General features: G+C 60.9%; 17 protein-coding genes and 1 pseudogene. 10 read left to right on the top strand and 8 right to left on the bottom strand.

All coding sequences use genetic code 11. The features are described 5' to 3' along the window. Positions 1 to 38 precede the first annotated feature (38 nt). On the bottom strand, positions 39 to 1,412 hold the full coding sequence (locus tag A0257_03710) for a tRNA (N(6)-L-threonylcarbamoyladenosine(37)-C(2))-methylthiotransferase MtaB (GenBank protein AMR26287.1): 1,374 nt from the start codon (positions 1,410 to 1,412) through the stop codon (positions 39 to 41). Positions 1,413 to 1,466: 54 nt separating this feature from the next. Further along, positions 1,467 to 2,684, bottom strand: a complete 1,218-nt coding sequence (locus A0257_03705; protein ID AMR26286.1) for a hypothetical protein — start codon at positions 2,682 to 2,684, stop codon at positions 1,467 to 1,469. Positions 2,685 to 3,067: 383 nt separating this feature from the next. On the opposite strand from A0257_03705, the gene A0257_03700 reads away from it, so the two are divergent. Beyond that, positions 3,068 to 5,257: a glutamine synthetase gene (locus A0257_03700; protein ID AMR26285.1), complete on the top strand. Its 2,190-nt coding sequence runs from the start codon at positions 3,068 to 3,070 to the stop codon at positions 5,255 to 5,257. A 142-nt stretch (positions 5,258 to 5,399) separates the two neighbouring features. On the opposite strand, the gene A0257_03695 is transcribed toward A0257_03700, so the two are convergent. After that, the gene (locus A0257_03695; GenBank protein AMR26284.1) at positions 5,400 to 5,939 is read right to left on the bottom strand and encodes a hypothetical protein; all 540 of its coding nucleotides are present in this window, start codon (positions 5,937 to 5,939) and stop codon (positions 5,400 to 5,402) included. Between the two features lie 159 nt (positions 5,940 to 6,098). Beyond that, positions 6,099 to 6,470, bottom strand: coding sequence for a cupin (locus tag A0257_03690; protein AMR26283.1), 372 nt, complete (start codon positions 6,468 to 6,470; stop codon positions 6,099 to 6,101). Positions 6,471 to 7,030: 560 nt separating this feature from the next. Here A0257_03690 and A0257_03685 point away from each other — a divergent pair. After that, positions 7,031 to 7,231, top strand: a pseudogene (locus A0257_03685) (hypothetical protein). A 295-nt stretch (positions 7,232 to 7,526) separates the two neighbouring features. Next, a complete protein-coding gene (locus A0257_03680) occupies positions 7,527 to 7,871 on the top strand; it encodes a hypothetical protein (GenBank protein ID AMR26282.1) in 345 nt (114 codons plus the stop codon). A 186-nt stretch (positions 7,872 to 8,057) separates the two neighbouring features. On the opposite strand, the gene A0257_03675 is transcribed toward A0257_03680, so the two are convergent. From A0257_03675 to A0257_03665, 3 genes are all read right to left on the bottom strand, one after another. Further along, on the bottom strand, positions 8,058 to 9,584 hold the full coding sequence (locus A0257_03675; protein AMR26281.1) for a lysine--tRNA ligase: 1,527 nt from the start codon (positions 9,582 to 9,584) through the stop codon (positions 8,058 to 8,060). 213 nt (positions 9,585 to 9,797) lie between these two features. Further along, positions 9,798 to 10,841, bottom strand: a complete 1,044-nt coding sequence (locus A0257_03670; protein AMR29613.1) for a hypothetical protein — start codon at positions 10,839 to 10,841, stop codon at positions 9,798 to 9,800. A 313-nt stretch (positions 10,842 to 11,154) separates the two neighbouring features. Further along, entirely contained in the window at positions 11,155 to 13,296 is a 2,142-nt protein-coding gene (locus tag A0257_03665; protein AMR26280.1) for a tail-specific protease, read from the bottom strand. Between the two features lie 215 nt (positions 13,297 to 13,511). Here A0257_03665 and A0257_03660 point away from each other — a divergent pair, with 215 nt between their 5' ends. Further along, positions 13,512 to 14,462 carry a hypothetical protein gene (locus A0257_03660; GenBank protein AMR29612.1) on the top strand — a complete coding sequence of 317 codons (951 nt, stop codon included), beginning with the start codon at positions 13,512 to 13,514 and terminating at the stop codon, positions 14,460 to 14,462. A gap of 4 nt (positions 14,463 to 14,466) precedes the next feature. On the opposite strand, the gene A0257_03655 is transcribed toward A0257_03660, so the two are convergent. Beyond that, entirely contained in the window at positions 14,467 to 15,342 is an 876-nt protein-coding gene (locus tag A0257_03655; GenBank protein ID AMR26279.1) for a transporter, read from the bottom strand. Between the two features lie 314 nt (positions 15,343 to 15,656). Between A0257_03655 and A0257_03650 the strand changes: the two genes are divergently transcribed. From A0257_03650 to A0257_03625, 6 genes are all read left to right on the top strand, one after another. Further along, on the top strand, positions 15,657 to 18,479 hold the full coding sequence (locus A0257_03650; GenBank protein AMR26278.1) for a peptidase S9: 2,823 nt from the start codon (positions 15,657 to 15,659) through the stop codon (positions 18,477 to 18,479). 978 nt (positions 18,480 to 19,457) lie between these two features. Further along, a complete protein-coding gene (locus tag A0257_03645; protein ID AMR26277.1) occupies positions 19,458 to 19,709 on the top strand; it encodes a hypothetical protein in 252 nt (83 codons plus the stop codon). Positions 19,710 to 19,879: 170 nt separating this feature from the next. Next, positions 19,880 to 20,377, top strand: a complete 498-nt coding sequence (locus tag A0257_03640; protein AMR26276.1) for a hypothetical protein — start codon at positions 19,880 to 19,882, stop codon at positions 20,375 to 20,377. A gap of 391 nt (positions 20,378 to 20,768) precedes the next feature. Continuing rightward, complete coding sequence (locus tag A0257_03635; GenBank protein ID AMR26275.1) at positions 20,769 to 21,620, top strand: ATP phosphoribosyltransferase; 852 nt, start codon at positions 20,769 to 20,771, stop codon at positions 21,618 to 21,620. Positions 21,621 to 21,757: 137 nt separating this feature from the next. Continuing rightward, positions 21,758 to 23,065: a histidinol dehydrogenase gene (locus A0257_03630; protein AMR26274.1), complete on the top strand. Its 1,308-nt coding sequence runs from the start codon at positions 21,758 to 21,760 to the stop codon at positions 23,063 to 23,065. Positions 23,066 to 23,121: 56 nt separating this feature from the next. After that, on the top strand, positions 23,122 to 24,177 hold the full coding sequence (locus A0257_03625) for a histidinol-phosphate transaminase (protein ID AMR26273.1): 1,056 nt from the start codon (positions 23,122 to 23,124) through the stop codon (positions 24,175 to 24,177). Positions 24,178 to 24,248: the final 71 nt, after the last annotated feature.

The raw sequence follows: 24,248 nt of genomic DNA, 5'->3' as shown, positions 1-24,248 counted from the left end.
TCAATTCGACCAGTTTAAGTAAGGACCGATAAGGTCGTCTACAAAATCCGTGAAATCCGGTTAAAATCCGCGTAATCCGTGATTCCGGTTTCCTCCGCTTCCATCAGGCCCAGCGCGTTTACCTGGGTGAGGCGTAGTGGCCGGATTTCGCCCACCAGCAGCGGGTCGTACTTAGCGGCCACGCGGATGTAGTTGGGCGTGTAGCCTTCGACCCGGCCAGCGGTCACGTCGTCTTCGAAAAGCACTTCGGTTTCGAGGCCCACGTGCTGCTCGTAGAAGGCGCGCTTCTTCTTTTCTGACAGGCTGCGCAGCTGGGTGGTGCGCTCGGAGCGCACGCGCTCGGGCACCCGGCCGGGCAGGGTAGGAGCCAGCGTATTGGCCCGCTCCGAATACGGAAACACGTGCAGGTAGCTGACGGGCAGCTCGTTGAGAAACTGGTAGGTTTCCAGAAAGTCGGCCTCCGTTTCGCCCGGAAAGCCCACAATCACATCCACCCCAATGCCGGCGTGCGGCATCAGCTCCTTGATGCGGGCCACGCGCTCGGCGTAGAGGGCGCGGCGGTAGCGGCGGCGCATCAGGCCCAGAATCTTATCGGAACCGCTTTGCAGCGGCAAGTGAAAGTGCGGCATGAAGCGCCGCGAGGCCGCCACAGTCTGAATAATCTCGTCGGTGAGCAAATTGGGCTCGCACGAGCTGATGCGGTAGCGCCGAATGCCCGCTACCTGGTCCAGGGCTTCTACCAGCTGGGTGAAGTTTTCGCGCCGCTCGCGCTCGGGGCCTTGCACGCCAAAATCGCCGAGATTAACGCCCGTGAGCACGATTTCCCGCACGCCCTGCGCGGCCAATGCCTCCACCCGCGCCACCACCGAGGCCACGCTGCCCGAGCGGCTCGCGCCCCGCGCCAGCGGAATGGTGCAGAACGAGCACGAATAGTCGCAGCCATCCTGCACCTTCAAAAACGTGCGCGTACGCTCGCCCAGCGACTGCGCCGGATGAAACTCGTGCGCCTCGCTAATAGGCGAGGCGAACACTCGGCCCGGCCCGGCCGCCGCGCCGGGGGTAGGGAGTTCCAGCTCGGTCAGAATCTCGGCCAGCCGAAACTTCTCGGCCGCGCCCAGCACCGCGCCCACGCCCGGAATGCTGGCAATTTCCTGCGGCTTGAGCTGCGCATAGCAGCCCACGATGGCCACAAAGGCCTTGGGATTGTGCTTGAGCGCCTGCTGCACCACCCGCCGGCACTTGCGGTCGGCGTGGTCAGTGACGGAGCAGGTATTCACGACGTACACATCGGCGCCCTGCTCAAACTCGACGCGGCGCACGCCGCGCTCCTCAAACTGCCGGCCCAGGGCCGACGATTCAGAAAAGTTGAGCTTGCAGCCCAGCGTATAAAAGGCAACGGTTTGGGGAGTCATAAGCTCGCAAAGGTACGATGGAGGTGAGATGACGTTCTCTCACCACTCACCATCTCACCACCTCATCATTTCACCAACTGCGAACATCACCCGCGTCGGGGCAATCTGGCCCATATCGGGGTCAGTGGCTGGCGGCGTAAAGTCGCCTCGCGCGAAGCGGGCCTCCTGGCTGGGCGGAAACAGGCAGCGGCAGGGCGCTTGCAGTAAATGGGGGGGGTAGGGGAAAAACTTGCCGTAATTCTCGCCCATCAGCAGCACCAGGCAGGGCGTGCCGGCCTGCGCGGCGAGGTGGGCGGCCACGGTATCGTTGCTAATCAGCAGGTGGGCACCGGCCACCAGCGCGGCCAGGCCGGGCAGGTTGGTTTGCCCACAGCGATTATCGAGCGGTACGGCCGGGCCGGCCGCCTTACTAATACGCGTGGCATCGGCGGCATCGGTGGGGCTGCCGGCCAGCACCAGCCGGTAGTAGCTACCATAGCGCTGGTGCAGCGCGCCGGCCAACTGCGCGAAGTGGCCGGCCGGCCAGCGCTTCTGCCGGGCGCTGGCCCCCGGAAACAGCACCACGTAGGGGCCATTGGTGGCGGCCTCGGCCGCGCCGGCGGCCAGCACGGCATCGGGCAGGCGCAGGGGGGTAGGGGGCTCGGCGGCGGATAATTCTAGGGAAGAAAGCCCCCCGCCCGCCCGCCAGTTTTCGAAGAACTCGCGGTTGCGGTCGTACTCAAACAGCACCGCGCGCGTGGTAGGCAGCCGCCGCGTGTAGCCCGCGTCAAGCACCTCAAACCACGGCCCGGTGCGGTGCTCGCCCTGGCTGGCCACCCGCACCGGTGCCCGCATAAAGCGGATGAAGTTTTCGACGGCCGCTTCGCGCACGTGCAGCGGGTACACCACCTCGCCAAAACCTACCATGCCCACACCGCGCAGCACCTCGGCCCGGTAGGCCAGGTCGGTAATGAAGCGGCCAAAATCCACCGCCACCACTGCCTCCACCAGGTCGGCGTCCCAGGCGCGGGCCAGCGGGGCCCACAGCGCATTGGCCAGCAGCGTGATGCGCTGGCCGCGGCCCCGCGCCACTTCGCTGAGGCGGCGCAGCCAGGGCCGGTAGAGCAGGTAGTCGCCGATAGAGTCGTTGCGCACCAGCAGCAGGCGCGTGGGGTCGGGCGCGGCCTGGGTGGCTAGCGCCGCCGCGTCGGTGTGGTCCAGGTTGGCGCGTTGCTGCCGCTGCCCCCGCTGGCGGCGAAACTGGCGAATGCGGCTAACCAAATTATGTAGCATAGCCCCAAAGGTATCGGCTTGCCGGGGTAGGGGGCGTCAGCCGCTCCTGGCGCAGGCAAACTATTCGAGTCGCCGCCAATAGGTGATGAAGAGAATTAAACGCTGATTATCATTGTATTATGTGCTTGTTCGTAGTTTTCCGGAATATCCTCTTCCGCTGGCTGAGAAGACTCTTTTCGGGCTGACTCAAGAAAATTCAGTAATATTCTCTAAAAATAACATGATTTCAGAAAAGACATGGTAAAAGTTGGGGGGTAGCGAGAATAAAAATACGTTTTTAGCTTTAGTGCCGTCCTGTTCGCGAGGTGTCTATCCAAAAAAGCGTTTTTTTTCTTACCTTTGCCCATCCTAAGCCACTTCTCCTATTATTTTACCCTGCCAGTATGGCCATTCTTCGCTTCAAAGCCCTCGAACTCGTTGACCAGCGCCAGGCGCTGACGGTAAAGCCTTTGGCCGCCCGCCGGTCCGACTCGTTTGGGCAAAACGTGTTCAACCAGGAGGCCATGCGGGCCAACATGCCCGGCGAGTATTTCAAGAAGCTGCAATCGGCCGTTAAGCATGGCACGCCCATCGAGCGCTCGGTGGCCGATGCCGTGGCCGCCGCCATGAAAACGTGGGCGATGGCCAAGGGTGCTACCCACTACACGCACTGGTTTCAGCCCCTCACCGGCGCTACCGCCGAAAAGCACGACTCCTTCTTCGACCTCAACTCCGACGGCCGGCCGATTGAGAACTTCAAGGGCTCGGCGCTGGTGCAACAGGAGCCCGATGCCTCGTCGTTTCCCAACGGCGGCATTCGCAACACCTTCGAGGCCCGCGGCTACACCGCCTGGGACCCCACTTCGCCCGCCTTCATCATCGAAACGGTAGGGGCCAAAACGCTCTGCATCCCCACCATTTTCGTGGCCTACACCGGCGAGGCGCTCGACTATAAAGCGCCGCTGCTCAAGTCGTTGGCCGTGCTGGAAAAAGCCGCTCTTGATGTGTGCCAGTACTTCGACAAAGACGTGCAGCGCGTGAATACCACGCTCGGCATCGAGCAGGAATACTTCCTGGTTGACAAAGCGCTCTACGACGCCCGCCCCGACTTGGTGATGACCGGCCGCACCCTGTTTGGCCACGCCTCGGCCAAGGGTCAGCAGCTGGAAGACCACTACTTTGGCTCGATTCCGCCGCGCGTGCACGCCTTCATGTTCGACTTCGAGGAAGAAGCCAACGCCCTGGGTATTCCGCTGCGCACCCGCCACAACGAGGTAGCGCCCAACCAATACGAGTGCGCCCCCACGTTTGAAGACGCCAACCTGGCCATCGACCACAACCAGCTGTTGATGGACGTGATGGACCGCGTGGCCCTGAAGCACAACTTTAAAGTGCTGCTGCACGAGAAGCCCTACGCCGGCGTCAACGGCTCGGGCAAGCACAACAACTGGGCGATGAGCACCGACACTGGCGTGAACCTGCTGGCCCCCGGCCGCCGGCCGAAAGAAAATCTCCAGTTCCTGGCCTTCTTTATTACTACGGTGAAAGCCGTGCACCGCTACGGCGACTTGCTGCGCGCCAGCATCGCCTCGGCCAGCAACGACCACCGCCTCGGGGCCAACGAAGCGCCGCCCGCCATCATGTCGGTATTCCTGGGCTCGATGCTCGACGGCGTGCTCGACGAATTAGAGCGCACCGCCAAGCTGCCGCTTGACAAAGGGGATAATATCTACCTCAAGCTGGGTATTGATAAGATTCCGGCTATTCTGCTCGACAATACGGACCGCAACCGCACGTCGCCGTTTGCCTTCACCGGCAACAAATTTGAGCTGCGCGCCGTAGGGTCGTCGGCCAACTGTTCGTCGGCCATGACTACGCTCAACGCTATTGTGGCCGACCAACTTATTGATTTCAAGCAGGAAGTGGATGAGCTGATTGCGCAGGGCAAAAAGAAGGAAGTGGCTATCGTGGATGTGCTGCGTAGCTACGTGATTTCTTCCAAGGACATTCGCTTCGAAGGCAATGGCTACTCCGACGAGTGGAAGGACGAAGCCGCCCGCCGCGGCCTGGCCAACGTGCCCACTACGCCGCTGGCCCTTGATGCGATGGTGCGCAATGATGCCGCCGAGCTGTTTGCCCGTCACGGCATTCTTTCGGAAGTAGAGCTGCACGCCCGCCACGAGATTTTGCTGGAAGACTACACCAAAAAAATCCAGATTGAGAGCCGCGTGCTCGGCGACCTCGCCATCAACCACGTTATTCCCACGGCGCTCACCTATCAAAACAAGCTGGTGCAGAACGTGCGCGGCCTGCGTGAGCTGGGCCTCGACGACGAAAACAGCGAAGTGACGGTGGAGATGATTAAATCCATCTCGCGCTACGTATCGACCATCAAAACGACGGTGGACGCGATGGTGGAAGCCCGCAAAGTAGCCAACAAGATTGAGGATGCCCGCACGCGCGCCATCGCGTACTGCGACGAGGTAAAGGAAAAATTCGCGGTGATTCGCCGCGCGGCCGACAAGCTTGAGCTGCTGGTGGCCGATGAGGACTGGCCCCTGGTGAAGTACCGCGAACTTTTGTTCCGGCACTAGCCCCTGGGTTGGAGCCACGGACCAGCGCTGGGTGGGAATTCTCGCTGCGTCCGGGTTTGGAAAGGGTCGTGCCGGGTGGCGCGGCCTTTTTTTATGCCCAAAAACTATCCGGCAAGCCCAACGCCGCTCCGTTGCGAGAAGCTTAGTTAACCACGCGCGTGAGATTGCGGATAATGCGGCCCGCCCGCGTCTTAACCGTGCCCAGCGGGATGGCCAGCTCCTGCGCCGCCTCCGACTGCGAATAGCCTTCGAGGTAGAGCAGCTCCAGCAGCCGGCGGTCGCTGCTGCTCAGCAGGTTCAGCCAGTCGCGCACCCCAATGTGTTCGGGATAAAAGCTAACGGGGGCCGCCCGGTTGCTGGTAACCTCCTCGGTAAGCGGCGAGGTGAGCTGCGTTTTGCGGCGCTGCTCGCGCAGAAAGTCGAGGGCCAGGTTGCGGCCAATTTGCAGAGCCCACGTGAAAAGCCGGCCCTTGCGGGTATCGTAGGTGGGGAAGGCCACCCAGAATTTTACCATGCACTCCTGCAGTAAATCCTCCGCCACCTCGTCTTGCCGAACAATCCGCCAGATGGTGTGGTAGAGCGCCCGCTTATAATGCTGGTAGAAATGAGCCATTGCCGTCTCATCGCGGGCGTATAACCGGGTTATCAGCTCGCTTTCGTCTTCTGGCTGTAGCACTTTCATTAGCTGGGGGGTAGGGCGTTGTGCACATACGGCCCAGCGTAATCTCCTGGTTTGAGAGGCTACTGAAAATAAATAATGCGCTGTTCTGGAACCTTTTATTGGAAAAACGACGGAAAATTGTCTTGGGTTTTTATAAAGCTATAACCAAAAGTCGCCAGTTTATTCTTCCCGGTTCACGGTGTCCGGGCTAAACGCGGGCACGCACACCGACCAGTATTCGCACTCCGCCTCAAACGGATTGGAATAGCGCACGCGGGCCCCCGCCCGAATCAGCAGCGACTCGCCTGCCTGCAGCTCCACTACGTCGTCCTCTATCTCGAAGCGCTTGCGGCCCCGCACCACAATCGTTATTTCGTCAAACTCGGGGCGCTGGTGCGGCTCGCTCCACTGCGGCGGGGCCACCATGTGGGCCACGCTATACTGGGCCGTGTGGGTGCTGGCCAGGCCTATATGCTCTTCAATGAGCTTGCCATCGGTGGTGGGAACGCGGAACGGCTGGGCGTTGCGGAAATATTTTTTTTCGGAAGCCATGAGAACAAGGGAGAAATGACGCCGCGAAATTAAGGCTGGGCACCCGCAGCTACCCGCGCGCAGCAGGCACCCGGCAACAGGCGGCTGGCCAAGGGTAGCAGGCAAATGCTGCTGTAGCGTATGGGTAAAGGCATAGCTGAAAACTCCTGAGAAGGCTGGTAAGGTAAGGCCTTGACACTGAATGAGCCAGCCAGCTGGGACAAGAAAATGACGGTGCGCCCGAACCCGGCGCTCCGTCACCCGTATAGAACCCAAACGCTGGGGCAGTGGCACACGCTTTGCCCTCTCCGACCAATCCACCTTACCACATTTTTCTTTTCCTTCTCATGTCGTATCGCGAAGAAGATAACAACTCAGGCAAAATTCTGATTGCCGCCCTCGCTGGTGCTGGAGCTGGCATTATTGCCGGCATTTTGCTGGCCCCCGATAAGGGCACGGCTACCCTCGAAAACTGGAAAGGCGCCGCTAAAGGCTACAGCAATCAGCTGGGCGACCAGTTCGATAAATACAGTGCCGACCTCGAAACCAAGTTCAAAGGCCTAAGCGACAAGCTCGAAGATATGGGCGTGCTGGGGGCCGGTGGCAGCCTTAATATCAAAGGCAACTGGGACGATATCAAGGGCAAGCTGAAGCAGCAATACGCGCAGCTCACGGATGAGGACCTGACTTTTGCCGAAGGCAAAGGCGACGAACTGGTAGGCAAGCTGCAGGACAAGCTTGGCAAAGGCAAAGCGGAAATCACGAAAATGATTAACGATTTGTCGGGCAAAGGCAACGACCTGGCTGACAAGGCAAAGGACGCCGCCAACAAAGGCACTGACGCTGTGAAAGACGCCGCTAACAAAGGGGCTGATGCCGCAAAGGAAGCCGCCAACAAAGGGGCTGACGCCGCAAAAGACGCCACTAAGTAAACTACTTGGTTCTTTTTGATAGTAAAAAAGCCTCACGCCGCTGGCGTGGGGCTTTTTTAGCACCAGGGCTAACCGTCAGGGTTACTTTCCCGTTTGCTGCAACAGGGTTTTTATCTCACACTCCCTGTTAAATTTCAGTTTACCCATGCCTACTGACAACGGAAAAGTTATCGTCTCGCTGCTGGCGGGCGCCACCGCCGGCATTGTGGCCGGCCTGCTACTGGCCCCCGAAACGGGCGAAGACGCCCGCCACGACCTGCGCGAATCGGCCCGCAAGTGGTGGGCCGACCTGGGCAAGCAAGCTCAGACTGCCCTAAGCAAGCTGCAAGAGCCGCCGGCGGCTGCCAGCGCCAACCCCGACCTGCACGCCGCCGATGCGCTGCTCACTGCCATGAGCAACGCCGAGCCCGGCGACCTCGCTACCCCCGCCGGCGCGGGCAACGGCCGCTCGGTGGCTGGCGATGAGGACTATAGCGCCGACCTGGACTAAGGCCGAAGGTTTGGCAGGGGGTAGGGCGCGCAATTTTTTTCGGGAATGCGCGGCGGCGGAATCCTCTTCCATCACACTTTTCTGGCTGCCAACGTAGTTTTCGATTGTAGCTTTTGTAAAAAAGGCCCGCTGCCATTCTTTGGTAGCGGGCCTTTTTCGTAGCCGTTCGTTGGGTTGCCGCCGGGCCTACCCCCCTGCTTCGGGCCGCATCTGCGGGAAGAAGAGCACATCCTGGATGGAGTGCGAGTTGGTCATAATCATGCTCAGGCGGTCGATGCCGATGCCCAGGCCGGCCGTAGGCGGCATGCCGTATTCGAGGGCGCGCAGAAAGTCTTCGTCCAGCACCATCGCCTCGGTGTCGCCGCGCTTGCCCAGCTCCAGCTGGTCTTCAAAGCGCTGGCGCTGGTCGATGGGGTCGTTGAGCTCGGAGAAGGCGTTGCAGATTTCCTTGCCGTTGCAGATGGCCTCGAAGCGCTCGACCAGGCCGGGGTGGTCGCGGTGCTTCTTGGCGAGCGGCGACATTTCGACGGGGTAGTCGGTAATAAACGTGGGCTGAATGAGCTTGGGCTCCACGTGTTCGCCGAATAGCTCGTCAATGATTTTCGACTTGCCCATGCTCGGGTCGAGGCCCACTTTGAGCCTGGCGGCGGTTTCGCGCAACGCCGCCTCGTCCATCTCCCCAATGGCTACGCCCGTGAATTTCTCGATAGCCTCAAACATGGTGTAGCGCTGCCAGGGGCGCTGGAAATTGATGATGTTTTCGCCCACTTGCACTTCGGTTTTGCCGTGCAGGGCCAGGGCCACGCGTTCCACCATTTCCTCCACCAGGTCCATCATCCAGTTGTAGTCTTTGTAGGCTACGTACAGTTCCATCTGGGTAAACTCGGGGTTGTGGAAGCGCGACATGCCCTCATTGCGGAAGTCCTTCGAGAACTCATACACGCCGTCGAAGCCGCCCACGATGAGACGCTTGAGGTACAGCTCGTTGGCAATGCGCAGGTAGAGCGTCATGTCCAGCGTGTTGTGGTGCGTGGTGAAGGGCCGGGCCGCCGCGCCGCCGTAGAGCGGCTGCAAAATCGGGGTTTCTACTTCGAGATAACCTTTGTCGTTCAGGTAGTTGCGCATGGCCTGCACCAGCTGCGTGCGCTTGATGAAGGTGTCGCGCACCTGCGGGTTCACCACCATATCCACGTAGCGCTGGCGGTAGCGCTGCTCGGGGTCGGTGAAGGCGTCGTAAGTGATTTCCTCGCCGGTCGCCTCGTCCTTGCGGGTTTTCACTACGGGTAGGGGACGCAAGGCCTTGGCCAGCAGCATCAATTCCTTCACGTGAATGGACGTTTCGCCCACCTGTGTCTTAAACACGTAGCCCTTCACGCCGATAAAGTCGCCTAGGTCAAGTAGTTTCTTGAACACCGTGTTATACAGCGTCTTGTCTTCGCCGGGGCAAATCTCATCGCGGTTCACGTAGAGCTGAATGCGGCCCGACGAGTCCATCAGCTCCGCAAATGATGCCTTGCCCATCACGCGCACCGACATAAGGCGGCCGGCCAGCACTACTTCCTGAAAGTTATTCAGCTCGGGGTAGTAGTTATCCTGGATTTCCTGGGCCGAAAAATTGACATCAAACAATTCGGAAGGGTAGGGCTCAATGCCCAGGGCGCGCAGCTCATCGAGCTTATGACGGCGCAGAATTTCTTGTTCGCTCAGAATCACGGATTACGCGGATTTTAGCGGATTTCACGGATTCTGTGGACGATTCAGCTGGCGCTGCTCGTGCAATGCTACTCCGTTTGGCCACTGGGTGGAGGCGGGCATGAGCCCAAAAACAGGCCGCAAAAGTACGGCCCAAAAAAGCCGCCCCGAACCGGGGCGGCTGAATCGTCCACAAAATCCGTGAAATCCGCTAAAATCCGCGTAATCCGTGATTTAGGCGGCCATTTTCAGCTCCGGTTCGGGCTCGGTGCTCAGGATGGCGGGCTGCACGCGGGTGCGCAGGCGCTCCTGCACGAAGCCATGCTGCAAGTGGGCCGGCAGCTCGCGCACCAGCTGCTCGTAGCGGGCCAAGCCCAGCGCCTTGGCTACATAAGCTTCGTGCACGCCGTTGAGGTAGCTCACGATGCTCAGCAACGAACTGTGGAACAGGCGGAAATCAATGTCGGCCTCCACGTAGCGCTCAATCTCGCGGCTGGTCTGCGAGATGCGCAGGCGGCCCAGCAGGTCGAAGATGGTGGTGTAGCCCAGGCGCCAGGTAATTTGCTGCCAGTGCGCGCCGGTCCACTTATCAAGGGGCTTGCCGGTTTTTTGGCTGCGGATGGCCGTGTTCGAATTGGCCTGCACCTGCTGGCGCGTGGTAATGGCTTTCTGCTTGCGGGTGGTGCGCAAAAACTGGCCAATCTGGGCCTGCGCGTCAATCTCCTGCGAAGCAATGTGCAGGCCGGCCTTATAGCCCGCCAGCGGCAGGCGGTGAATGCTAAAGTCGCCGTAGGCCCCGGCGGCGTAAAACGATACTGGGCGGGGGTAGGCGTTTTTCACCACCAGCCGGCCCACCTCGCGGCGCACCACCTGCGCATTGTTGGTGCGCACGCCCGTGGTATAAAGGAAGGCCTGCAAGCCCACCTGAATGGTGTGGTAAGCCTGCGGGAAAGTCCAGTGCAGGGCGTTGCGCAGGAAGCTCTCATCGCCCAGCTCGGCGGTGGCGCGCAAGGCGTACTCAGTGCTCCAGCAGGTATGCAACAGCTTGGTGAGCGCGGCCGCGTCGGCCTCGGTCAGCTCAGCCTGGTGCTGGCGGAAATAAGGCGTGTGCGCCAGCCCACCCAACGGGCTTTCGCCCTCCTGAATGTGGGAGCTAAGGGCCGAGAAATAGTTAAGAAACACCTGGGCCGGAATGGAGCGGCGCCAGGTTTCGTCGGCCAGGCGCTGTTGCTCCTGCTCCTCGGGAGTAAGCGCCGCCTCGGCGGGCGAAATGGCCATTACCGGAGCCGGATACGTCTCGGCCGGAATGAGCGGAATGATGCGGGCTTCGGTTGTCATTGTCATACCAGGTTAACGCTTTTACCAGGAATTTTAGTTTCGGTTTGCTAATTATTTTTTAGATGATTTACTAAATTTATTAGTGGCTCTGCGCAGGTGTTTTTAGCCCGCAGAAGACGCAGAGGTTTTCGCAGAAGACGCAGAAGCTGACGACAAAAAAAGCTCCTGAGCCAACGGCTCAGGAGCTTCAAAATAGAACCCGATTGCACTACACCAGCGCCAAATAAATCAGCGCCATCCGCTCAATCCGCGATTATTGTTCGTCTTTGATAACGGCTACGGCTTCGCCAAGGGTGATGTCCTTGTTGAGGCCGCGGGTGAAGCGCATGGAGCGGTTCACCTTTATCGAATCGCCGCCGAGGGCCGTGCGGTCGGCCGCCAGGGGAGCCAGCGCGAGGGGGGTAGCCGTCTTCTGGATGGCTTCATACTTGTCCGACTCCGCCTTGAGCTGGTGTTGCAGCGTGCGGAACTTGTCGAGCTTGAGCGAAACCACGGTCTCGTCTTTGCGCTTGCGCAGGCTCTGCACCAGCTCCGTCATTTGCTGGAAGGCCGGGCTGGCCGCCACGCGGGCCTTGCTGTTGGCTTCCAGCTTGGCGTAGTTGGGCTGGTCGTCCCAGGGGCGGTAGCCGGCGGGCTTGATTTCGTCCCACTTCAGCGGGTAGTCCGACTCTTTCTCGCCCTGGTCGAGGTACGAAAGCACATCGGGCAGCACGATATCGGAGGCTACCCCCTTGAACTGAGTCGAACCCCCGGTGACGCGGTAAAACTTCTGCATCGTGAACTTGAGCGAGCCAAACGGCTTGAGCGAAGCCAGCTCCGTGGGCAGCGTCTCATCGAGGTCAATGATGCGCTGCACCGTGCCCTTGCCGTAGGTGCTGGCCGAGCCCATGATGATGCCGCGCTTGTAGTCCTGAATGGCGGCGGCCAGAATCTCGGAGGCCGAGGCGCTGTACTTGTTCACCAGCACCACGAGCGGGCCGCTGTACTGCACGCGCGGGTCCTTGTCGTTAAGGACCTGGGTTACGCCGCGGTTATCATGCACCTGCACCATCGGGCCGCTGGGCATAAACAGGCCGGCCATTTCCACGGCATCGTTGAGCGAACCGCCGCCGTTGGTGCGCAGGTCGAATACCACGCCCTTCACGCCTTCGGCCGTGAGCTTGGCCAACTCTTTCTTCACGTCCTGAGCCGAGGAGCGGCCGCCGTTGTCGTTGAAGTCGGCATAGAAGGCGGGTAGGCGCAGGTAGCCGATTTTCACGCCGCTCGGGTCATTGATAATGACTGAATGCGCATACGTATCTTCTATCACCACCACATCGCGGATGATGGCAATAATCTTGGTCGAGCCATCGGCTTTACGTACCGTCAGGCGCACTTCCGAGCCTTTCTTACCCTTGATGAGCGGCACCGCTTTGGCCGTGTGCCAGCCCTCCACACTTACCGGCTCAGCCGCACCCTGGGCTACCCGCAAGATGGCGTCGCCCTTTTTGAGCTCGCCCTGCCGAAACGAAGCGGAGCCCGGAATAATGTCGGCAATATAAATAAGGCCATCTTTTTCTTGTAGCGAAGCCCCGATTCCCTCAAACTGCCCGGTAAGCTGGGCATCGAACTCGGCCTTGTCTTTCGGCGCGAAATACTCAGTATGTGGGTCGTAGGTATTGGCAATGACATTGGCATAGTTGGTCAGCACCTCGCTAGGGTCGGGCTGGTCCGCAAACTGCTCATCGTAATATTTCAGCACGCGCTTGCGGGCTTCCACTTCCATTTGGGCGGGGCTGCGGTCGGGCTCGGCGGTCACGGGCTCCTTCGAAATACTGGCTACGCGGGAGCGGTCGTGGCGCTTGTCCTGCTCGTCCATCATCTCAGCCACCCGCACCAGGGTTTCGTACTTGAGCAGCTTGCGCCACTGCTCGCGCTGGTCGGCGGCGTTGGCAGGAAAGGTCGTCTTCTCAAAATCGGTCTGAATCGTCTCGTCTTTATCGAACGTAAACGGCTGGGCCAGAATCTCGTGCGCCAACGCCTGCATCTGCTTGGTGCGCTCGGCCATGAGCTTGGTGCTCAGGTCCAGAAATTCGTGCGTGCCGCGCTTGGTTTCGTCATCGATATCGGTCTGGTATTTCGTCAGCTGCGCGATATCGGCTTGCAGCAGAAACTTCTTGCGGTAATCCAAACGCTTGAGCGCCAGGTCAAACACGCGCTTGCTAAAGGCGTCGTCGATGCGCTCGGGCTGGTAGTGCGCCTGCGAAAGACCCTGCACGATGGTGCCGACGAGCACCTGCTCTTTGCCGGGCACTGCCCCAGGGCCGCTGTGCTCATAGAAGCGATAAGACGCCAGCCCAAATACGGCGGCCACCAGGCCGGCATAGGAGCCAATTTTTAGGCGGGGGGAGAACATTCAGAAGATAATTAGGAAGAAGGCCAAATGTAAGCGGCAGGGGGCGGCAAGTTGCACATCCCTAGCTCAACTACGGTAAAAACGTCGATGAGGACATAAATAGTGCCGCGTAAATCAGTTCTATTATTACCACGGACGGTGAGTAACTGTTTACCTTACAGCCTGGCCCACTACCGGTCGTTCAGGCTATGAAAATTGCTGCTATCCGCGCCGCCCTGCTGGGCCTGGCCGTGGGCGACGCTCTGGGCGTCCCCGTTGAGTTTATGGACCGCGAAGCCCGCCACCGCGACCCCGTGACCGGGATGCGCGGCTACGGCACGCACCACCAGCCGCCCGGCACCTGGTCCGATGACTCGTCGCTCACTTTTTGCCTGGCCGAAACGCTGGCCCGGCCCGGTGGGCTGACCGAATTACCGGACCTAGCCGACTTTAGCCGGCGCGCCATCAACTGGCTCGACCACGCCTACTGGACGGCCACCGCCGAAACCTTCGACGTCGGCGGGGCCACGCGCACGGCCATTCAGCGGCTGCGGGCCGGTGTAGCGCCTACCAAAGCCGGCCCCCGCGCGGAGCCGGACAACGGCAACGGCGCGCTGATGCGCATCCTACCCCTCGTTTTTCACGCCACGTGGCGGGCTGAAACGCCAGACCTGCCCGCCGCCTGGGCCCTCACCGAAGCCGTGGCCAGCGTCACGCACGGCCACCCGCGCTCCACGCTGGGCTGTTTCTTATACTTGCTGGTGGCGCGCGGGCTGCTTCTCGGCCAGGCACCAGCCGAGGCGTATGCGCAGGCCAGAGAACTGGCCAACCATTGGCTACAAACGCAGGCCAAAGGCCCGGCTTTTATGGAATGGCCCCGCTACGTGGCGTTCCTTGATGGCAGTCTGCCTGGTTTGGACGAGGCCGAAATTCAGTCCACCGGCTACGTCGTGCATACCCTGGAAGCGGCCCTGTGGTGCCTGCTGCGGCACGATACTTACGCCGCCACCGTGCTGGCCGCCGTGAACCTGGGCCAGGACACCGACACGACCGGCGCGGTAGTCGGCGGCCTGGCGGGCCTGGCCTACGGCGAGGCCGGCATTCCGGCCGAGTGGCTGGCCGCCCTGGCCCACCGCGCCGATATCGAGGACCTGGCTGCCCGGCTGGGGGGTAGGGATAATCACTAAAGCATTACTCGCCGCCCACGGCGGGCGCGGGGGCCGGGCGGGCCGTGCGCGTAGCGCCGGCGCTGGCGGCCATCACCAGGGCCACGGCCAGCCACTGGGCCAGCGTGAGGCGCTCGTGCAGAAACACCAGGCCGCACACCGCCGCCGCGGCCGGCTCCAGGCTCATCAAAATGCTGAACGTGCGGCTGGGCAAGTGCCGCAGGGCGTTCATCTCCAGGGTGAAGGGTAGGGCGCTCGACAGCACCGCCAGCGCAGTGCCGGCCGCCAGCAGGCGCGGCGTGAGATGCGCCCAGCCACCCGCCGCCACGCTCAATGGCAGCACCGCCAGCGAGGCAAACAGCAGGCCCACGGCCACGCCCCGCGGGCCGGGCAGCACCGCCGCCACCCGGCCGCCCAGCACGATGTACATCGCCCACGCCCCGCCCGCCAGCAGCGCGAACAGCATCCCCAGCATATCCAGGTTGCTACCCCCCCACGGGGCCAGCAAGGCAATGCCCGCGCCGGCCAGCAGCACCCACACCACGTCGGCCCAGCGCCGCGAGCCGGCCAGCGCCACGGCCAGCGGCCCCACAAACTCCAGCGTGACGGCCAGCCCCAGCGGAATGCGGGCCAGCGCGCAATAGAACAAAAAATTCATGGTACCCAGGGCCAGGCCGTAGGGCACCACGGCCCGCCACTGCGCCGCCCGCAGCTGCCCCAGCCGGGGCCGCACCGCCAACAGCAGCAGCGCGGCCGAAATACCAATGCGCAGCCCCACCGTGCCCGCCGCCCCCAGCACCGGAAACAAGCCTTTGGCAATGGCCGCCCCGCCCTGCACACTCACAATTGCCAGCAAAACCGAGGGCACGGGGGCCGGAATAAAAGTGCGCGAATGGGGCATTATGGAATGAGCCAGTGGCTGATTAACAGTGGTTTGTTGTCCTCTTCTCGTAGGGTGCGGGGCTTGCCCCCGCCCGTCGTTGCTGCCAGGGCGAGCGCCGGTAGGGGGGGTAGGGATTCGCAAAGTTCTGCCCAAACCTCCCGGCTTACACCTGCTGGCGGCAGCAAGCCGGCCAACCCGCGCGCCGCGTATAGCTAAACCGGCCCTACCCCCCTACTTTTGGCTGAAGCGCGCCACGCAGCCAACGGCGGCCCGCGTGCGCCTTTGGCCCCAGGTAGTTCTTTAGGTTTTTGAAAAGCTCATCACTCGTCCGCATGTCCAAATATCTCCTCCTGTTGGCTGGCCTGGCCAGCTGGCCCGCGCTCGGCCAGCAAGCGCCCAAAAAGCCCCTCGACCACTCGGTGTATGACCAGTGGCAAAGCGTTGCGAATCAGCGGATAAGCCACAACGGTAAGTACGTGCTCTTCCAGGTGAAGCCCCAGCAGGGCGACGGCACGCTGTACCTGAAAACGGTGGCCAACCAAACCCTGAAGCAGGTGAGCCGCGGCGACTCGGCGGTGTTCACGGCCGATTCCAAGTTCGCGGTTTTCTCCATTAAGCCGCGCTACCAGGACGTGCGCCAGGCCCGCATCAAGAAGAAAAAGCCCGACCAGATGCCCAAGGATTCGCTGGGTATCTTCGCCTTTGGAACGGGTAAGCTCACCAAGTACGCCAACGTGAAGTCGTTTCAGGTGGCCGAGAACGGGGCGGTGCTGGCCTTCCTGGCGGCGCGGCCCGCCGCCAAGGACTCGCTCAAAAAAGCGCCCGTCGATACGGTGAAAAAAATCACCGACCGGCTGCTGCAAACAGACCAGGCCGGTGCCCAGCTCACGGTGGTGAACCTGCTTACGGGCGCGGTGCGCACGTTTGAGGCGGTCACGGACTACCAGGTGAGCAAGCCCGGCAACCGGGTGGCGTTTGCGGTGGCGGGCCCCAAGGGCAGCAAGACGGTCAAATCGGGCTTGTTCGTGTACGACCTGGCGGGCGGCAATCCGCGCCGGCTCAGCGCGGGCAAGGGCGTGTACAAGAACCTGGCCTTTGACGAGGGGGGTAGGCAGCTGGCGTTCACCGCCGAAAAACACCCCGAAAAAGCCTTGGTGAAGCCGTTCAGCCTCTACTACGCCGCCCTTATTGCTGGCCCCGACAGCGCCCGCGTGCTGCTGGCACCCGGCGCGGGCGCGCTGGCCAAAGGCTGGTCGCCGAGCGGTTTCGGCAAGGTGGTTTTTAGCGATAACGGCGAAAAGCTATTTTTCGGCACCGCGCCCGACCCCATTCCGCAGGACACGACGCTGGTGGATTTTGAGCACGCCAAGCTCGACATCTGGAACTACAAGGACGATTATTTGCAGCCCATGCAGCTGAAAAACCTCAAGAAGGATTTGCAGCGCAACTACCTGGCCGTCATTTACCCGAAGCAGGAAAACAAGTTTTTTCAGCTCGAAGATGAGTACCTGCGCGACGCGCTGGTGGCGGCCAAAAACAACGCCGAATACGTGCTGGCCGTGACCGATACGGCCAAGCGCATTTCGATGCAGTGGGAGGGCAACACCCGCAAGCAGGCCTACCTGGTTTCGACCCGCACCGGCCAGCGCGTGGCCGTGAACCCGCGGGCGGCCAAAAGCCGGTTTCAGCTCTCGCCGCTGGGCAACTACGTGGTGTGGTACGACTACGCGGCCAAAAACTGGTTTTCGTTCTCCGTCGCCACCCGCCAAACCGTGAACCTGACCGCGAAAACCGGCGTGGCGCTGGCCGATGAGGAAAACGACTCGCCCACCGACCCCGAGCCCTACGGCCTGGCCGCCTGGACCCGCGACGATGCCGCCGTGCTGCTCTACGACCGCTACGACATCTGGAAAATCGACCCCAAAACTGGCCTGGCTTCGAACTTTACCAAGGGGGTAGGGCGCGCCAATAAGCTGATTTTCCGCTACCATAATCCCATTGATAAAAAGGAGTTTCTGGAACCCAAAGACGAGCTGTGGCTGCTGACCCAGGACGAAACCACCAAGCAGAACGGCTACTACCACAAGCGCGTGGCCAGCGCCGAGGCCCCGCAGCGCGCCGTGCTGGCGCCCTTCGGCTATTCGCCGCTGCTGGAGGCCAAAAACGCCCCGGTATTCATCTACACCAAAGCCAACGTGAGCCACCCGGCCGACCTCTACGCCAGCCGCGACTTGCGGCACGAAACCCAACTGAGCGCCATCAATCCGCAGCAAAAAGACTACAACTGGTTCACGGCCGAGCTCACGCACTGGACCACGCCCCAGGGCCACGCCGCCACCGGCGTGCTCTACAAGCCCGAAGACTTCGACTCCGCCAAAAAGTACCCGATGGTGGTCTATTTCTACGAAAAGCTGTCGGAGGGCCTTTATAAATACACCGCGCCCGCGCCGACCCCCTCGCGGCTCGACATCGTGCTGTTTGCCAGCAACGGCTACCTGGTGTTCACGCCCGACATCAGCTACACCATCGGCGAGCCCGGACCGTCGGCGGTCGAGTACGTGAACTCAGGCGTGGAGGATTTGAAGAAAAACCGCTGGGTCGATGGCGCGCATATTGGCTTGCAAGGTCAAAGCTGGGGCGGCTACCAGGTGGCCTATCTCATCACCCAGACCAATATGTACGCCGCCGCCTGGGCGGGCGCGCCGGTCGTCAACATGACCTCCGCCTACGGTGGCATCCGCTGGGAATCGGGCATGAGCCGGCAGTTTCAGTACGAGCGCACCCAGAGCCGCATCGGCGGCACGCTCTGGGAAAAGCCGGAGGTCTATATCCGCAACTCGCCCCTGTTCTCCCTACCCCAGGTAAAAACGCCGGTCGTCATCATGTCGAACGACGCCGACGGGGCCGTGCCGTGGTACCAGGGCATCGAGATGTTTACGGACCTGCGCCGCCTGGGCAAGCCCGTGTGGCTGTTGCAATACAACGGCGAGGCCCACAACCTGGTGAAGCGCGAAAACCGCAAGGACATCTCCATCCGCGAGCTGCAATTCTTCGACCACTACCTCAAAGGTGCGCCGGCCCCCGTGTGGCTGGAGAAGGGCGTGCCCGCCGTGGAGAAGGGGCGGAATTGGGGGTTGGAGGTGTCGAGTAAGTAGTAGGTGTTAGTTAATTCTTCTGACATTATTTTGACCTTGACGTGCTTTTTTAGCCTAGGGTAAGATATAATTATTGATTTAAAAACGTCCAAAAAACGATGTAGAAAACGGCCCCAAAACGCGGGTTTTGGAGCCGTTTTTATGGTTACTGCAATGTCCTAAACATTTTTTGAATGCCTAGACCCTTATTTTTATCAGGATATTTAAAATTGATACTATGTCCTTACGATGTCCGACTGATTTGTGTCTTTTGTGTGGCGTCAATCTAGCAGATAAGACTGCCTCACATATAATACCGAAGCTAATGACAAATTCAATGTTTGGCACCCCGCGCCGTGGACATTTGATGGGTACTCATACAACGCGACGTTCAAAAGTAACACAGGACTCCGCGAAAGAAGATTATCTATTCTGCTCTGGTTGTGAGGACAGGCTTTCAAGAATAGAAAGATACGTTGCTAATGAATTTTTCAACAAGTATAAAGACCCCGCATTTCAACAGGACTTCCCTATCACTTATCGCGGATTACTTATTCCAGCAGAGATGGATGTTATGCAAGCGCTAAAAGTAAATCAGGGTATCATGCGGTTATTCATTTACTTTTCAAGTACGCTAGTTAAAGCTATGCCCTTCAGGGCAAGACTTTAGTTGCTACTCACCTCTTCGCTATGAGCGCAGCTTGTTTCGTTATTTAGTAGGGAGCAATTTGTTCAACCGGCTTTAGCCGAAACCGCCGAATTTCATTCGCCATCAAACCTATGGACTTACAGTCCATAGTCGTTTAGTCTCTTCTGTGGAGAGCATCAATTTCTTCAGAGGCTGGGTTCAAAACGTTCAAATTAGAAATCAGAGTTGAAGAACGATTGAGAATAGAGCTTAACACCTTTTTAACTGATAATATACGAGGTACACTAGAGAATTGCATTTCAAATCCTATTCAAAGCGCTTTTTCTTATAATATTATTACCTGTTTAGAATTGGTTAACAGCAAGGCCAATTTTATAACACCACTTGACTTAGAGGATGGAAAAATACTCCTTATAGCAAACGACTTTATATTTATTTTCTACTTGAGAGGCTTACCACCCAGTAAGAGTGTAGGTTATAATTTTGATGTTGAAACGCCTGAGATTACTCTGTTTAAGTTAACTCACTGGAAACAGTTTGGAAAGAATATGGCGACTTTCTTTGCTGAGGCTAGATTGAGACAGATGGGAAGAGATTCATAATGCACTATGAGTAGTCATTTACGCTCGCGTGTCGACCAAAGGCAAAGGTCAAGAGACTGAGCATCAATTGCGCGCCTTCGCTGAAAACGCAATAGCAGTAACTTTCGATACTTCCTACCCCCCCGCCACACCCCGTAAGCGTACACTACCCGCCGCCTACCCCCTCACCGATGCCCCAGCTCACCGCCTCCCCCGCGCCCGCCACCTTCGATGCCGATGAGCGCCTGCGCTGGGTCGCGCACGTGGCCCGGCTCATGGACAGCCAGTTTCGGCTGCCCGGCACCCGCTTTCGCTTCGGCCTCGACCCGCTGCTGAACCTGGTGCCCATCGTGGGCGACCTGTCCGGCACCGTGGTGTCGATTGCCTTGCTGCTGACCATGCTGCGCCACGGGGCCAGCGGGGCCGTGGTGGTGCGCATGGCCCTCAACATTCTGATTGATACTATCGTCGGCGCCATTCCCATCCTGGGCAACGTGTTCGACTTTACTTTCAAAAGCAACGAGCGCAACGTGGCCCTGCTGCGCCGCCACTACGCCGAGGGCCGGCACGCGGGCAGCGGCAAGGGGCTGGTAGCGCTGCTGCTGCTGGGTTTCGTGGCCGTGTCGGGGCTGGTGGCCTGGGGCAGCGTGGCCCTGCTGCACTGGGCCTGGGTGCATTTGGGGGGGTAGCAAAACCTCAGTGCCGGCCTGTTCTAATGGTTACTCTGGGCCGGCTGCCTGTCCAACTTACGGGCCGCCGCCCTATCTTTGGGCCACGATGCCCCTTACCGCCCGCCTTTTTGCGTCCGCGCCTGCCGCCCGGCTAGCTTCCCTGGTGGAGCGGGCCGCGCTCCAGCAGCATCATCACCATCTGTAGGAGACCGGGCAACCGGGCTGGCCGCTACCCTGTAGCCTACGGTGCCAGCCGCTCGCGTCTCCACCGCCGCCCCGCCTTTGGGCCGGGAATAACTTTTTCTTCGTTTGGGTATTTACGGAGGAGTTTCCGGCTGGCCAGGCGCCACCGGGGCTTTGTCCAGTTTGGCCGTTCGGCCCCTGTCGGGTCGTCGGCGCTCTTCTTCTCATGCTTCGTTTAGCCATTCAAAAGTCCGGCCGCTTGTCGGAGGACTCCCTTCAGCTCATCCGCGAGTGCGGCATCAGCTTCGTCTCGTCCTCTTATAAGCTCAAGGTGGAGGCCAGCAATTTTCCGCTGGAAATCCTCTATCTGCGCGACGACGACATTCCCGGCTACGTGCAGGACGGCGTGGCCGACCTGGGCATCGTGGGCCAGAACGTGCTGGTGGAAGCCGGCTGCGCCGCCCTCGAAGTCGAAGCCCTGGGCTTCAGCAAGTGCCGCCTGAGCTTGGCCGTGCCCCGCGGGGCCGACTACAACTCGGTGGCCGACCTGCAGGGCAAGAGCATTGCCACGTCCTACCCCAAGCTGCTCGGCGACTACCTGGCCGGCCAGGGCGTGCAGGCCCACCTGCACACCATCAGCGGCTCGGTGGAAATCGCGCCCAGCATTGGACTGGCCGAGGCCATCTGCGACATCGTGAGCAGCGGCTCGACCTTGCTCGGCAACGGCCTGCGCGAAGTCGAGACCATCTTCCGCTCCGAGGCCGTGCTCATCGCCGCCCCCAACCTGAACCCCGAAAAGCAGGAGCTGCTCGACCAGCTGCGCTTTCGGATGCAGGCCGTGCGCCGCGCCCAGCGCTCGAAGTACATCGTGCTTAATGCCCCCGTGGCCGCCCTCGACGCGGTGAAGGCCCTGCTGCCCGGCATCAAGTCGCCCACCGTGACGCCCCTGGCCGAAGAAGGCTGGGTATCGGTGCAGTCGGTAGTGGAGGAAGACAAGTTCTGGCACATCGCCGGCGAGCTGCAGGCCATCGGGGCCGAAGGCATTCTGGTGCTGGCGATTGAGAAGCGGGTAGGGTAGGTACTTAAAAAAGAACGTCATGCTCATCTGGCGTCCGCTTGTCGAAGCATCTCTACCGCATAACTAACCTCAATCGATGGGTTTACTTACGCGGTAGAGATGCTTCGACAAGCTCAGGATGACAAACGAATTTTGCCATGCAGATTTTCCACAATCCCGCCCGTGCCCAGTGGTCGGCGCTCCAGCAGCGCCCGCTGGCAGGTAGCAATGACGCCATCCTGGCCCGCGCCGGCGAAATTTTCGACGACGTGGCCCGGCGCGGTGACGACGCCCTGCGCGACTACGCCGCCCAGCTCGACGGCGTGCCCGCGCTGGCCAACCTGCGCGTGAGCGCCGAGGAGCTGGCCGCCGGGGCGGCCCAGGTGCCCGCCGGGTTGCAAGCGGCCATCCGGCAGGCCATTAAGAACATCACCACATTCCACGCCGCCCAGCAGCCGCCGGCCGTGGAGGCGGAGGTCGAAACCATGCCCGGCGTGCGCTGCTGGCGTCGCAGCGTGGCCGTGCCGCGGGTGGGCTTGTACGTGCCCGGCGGCTCGGCCCCGCTGTTCTCCACCTTATTAATGCTGGGCATCCCGGCTAAGCTGGCGGGCTGCCGCGAGATTGTGCTCTGCACGCCGCCCGGCCGGGGCGATGGTCGCATTGCGCCGGCCATTCTCTTCGCTGCTCAGGAGCTAGGTCTGACGACTATTATCAAAGCCGGTGGGGCGCAGGCTGTGGCCGCGCTTACGCTGGGCACCGCCTCGGTGCCGGCCGTGGACAAGATTTTCGGTCCTGGCAATCGCTACGTCACGGCTGCCAAGCAGCTGGCCGCCCAGCGGGGGGTAGCGATTGATATGCCCGCCGGTCCCTCGGAGGTATTGGTTATTGCCGATGCCAGCGCCAACCCCGCTTTCGTGGCGGCCGACCTGCTCTCGCAGGCCGAGCACGGCCCCGACTCGCAGGTGGTGCTGCTCACCGATTCGGAAGCGCTCCTAAACGAGGTCGTGACGGAATTAGAGCGCCAGCTGCCGCGGCTGCCCCGCGCCGAAATTGCCCGCCAGGCCCTCACCGAGAGCCGGGGCCTGCTGCTGCCGGATATGTCCACTATGCTGGAGTTCAGCAATCAGTATGCCCCCGAGCACCTTATTCTGGCCGTAGCCGCGCCCGAAACGCTGGCCGCCGATATCTACAACGCGGGCTCGGTCTTTATGGGCCACCTCACGCCCGAGGCGGTGGGCGACTACGCTTCCGGCACCAACCATACGCTGCCGACGGGCGGCTACGCCCGCGCCTACAGCGGCGTGTCGCTCGATTCGTTTTACAAGAAAATCACCTTCCAGCAGCTTGCCCCCGCCGGCCTCCTCGCCCTGGCCCCGGTAGTAGAGCCAATGGCCCAGGCTGAGGGCCTGCACGCCCACGCCCACGCCGTGGCCCTGCGCCGGGAGCACCTAACGGCCACCAACTAGCCCGCCCCGCGTAGCGAGCGTATCTGCGAAATCCGTTAAATCCGTTTGAATCTGCGATGACCTTAGAATCCCTTATTCGCCCCAATATCCGGGCCATGAAGCCGTACTCGTCGGCCCGCGACGAGTTTCAGGGCGCGGCCCAGGTGATGCTGGATGCCAACGAGAACAGCCTCGGCAGCGCCGGCCCCGCGCGCTTCAACCGCTACCCCGACCCGCAACAGCGCGCCGTTAAGGCCGAATTGGCGAAATTGAAGGGGGTAGGGCCGGCGCAGATTTTTCTGGGCAATGGCTCCGACGAGGCCATTGACCTGCTGGTGCGCCTCACCTGCACGCCGGGCGGCGCGGACAGCATCCTGCTGCTACCCCCAACCTACGGCATGTACGAGGTAGCCGCCAACCTCAACGACGTGCGCATCGAGCGCCGGCCGCTCACGGCTAATTTTCAGCTCTCGCCCGAAATCGTGGCCGGCGTGCTGGCCTCCCCGGCCAAGCTGGTGTTCCTGTGCTCGCCCAATAACCCCACCGGCAACCTGCTCCACGCCGAGGCTATCGAGGAAATTCTGCGCGGTTTCGCCGGTCTGGTGGTGGTGGATGAGGCTTACGCCGACTTCGCCGCCGCCCCGAGCTGGACGACGCGCCTGGCTGAATTCCCCAACTTGGTGGTGCTCCAAACCTTTTCCAAGGCCTGGGGCCTGGCCGGCCTGCGCCTGGGCATGGCCTTCGCCTCGCCCGAAATAATCAGCTACCTCAACAAAATCAAGCCCCCTTATAATATCTCGGAGGCCACCCAGCAGCACGCGCTGGCCGCCCTGGCGGCGGCCCCGCACTTCGAGAGCTTGCGCCAGCAGCTGCTCACCGGCCGCGACTGGCTGGCCGGGCGCCTGCCCGCGTTGCCCCTCGTGGCCGAGGTCTTCCCCTCCGATGCCAACTTCCTGCTGGTGCGCTTCCACCCCGATGCCACCGCCGTGTACGAGTACCTGCTGAGTCGCGGCATCGTAGTACGCAACCGCACCACCCAGCCCGGCTGCGCCGGTACGCTTCGCCTCACGGTGGGCTCGCCCGAGGAAAATGAAAAGCTGCTGGCGGCGCTGAGGGAATTCACAGCTGCGTAATCTGCTAGGGCAAATGCAATTAGTCATTTTCTGCATTATTGTCTAGTCAGTTGCGCAGCAGCGTATCTGCG

Origin of the sequence: Hymenobacter psoromatis (genome assembly GCA_001596155.1) — a bacterium.
In the GTDB taxonomy this organism is placed as follows: domain Bacteria; phylum Bacteroidota; class Bacteroidia; order Cytophagales; family Hymenobacteraceae; genus Hymenobacter.
This window is presented reverse-complemented; position numbering and strand designations above follow the sequence as displayed.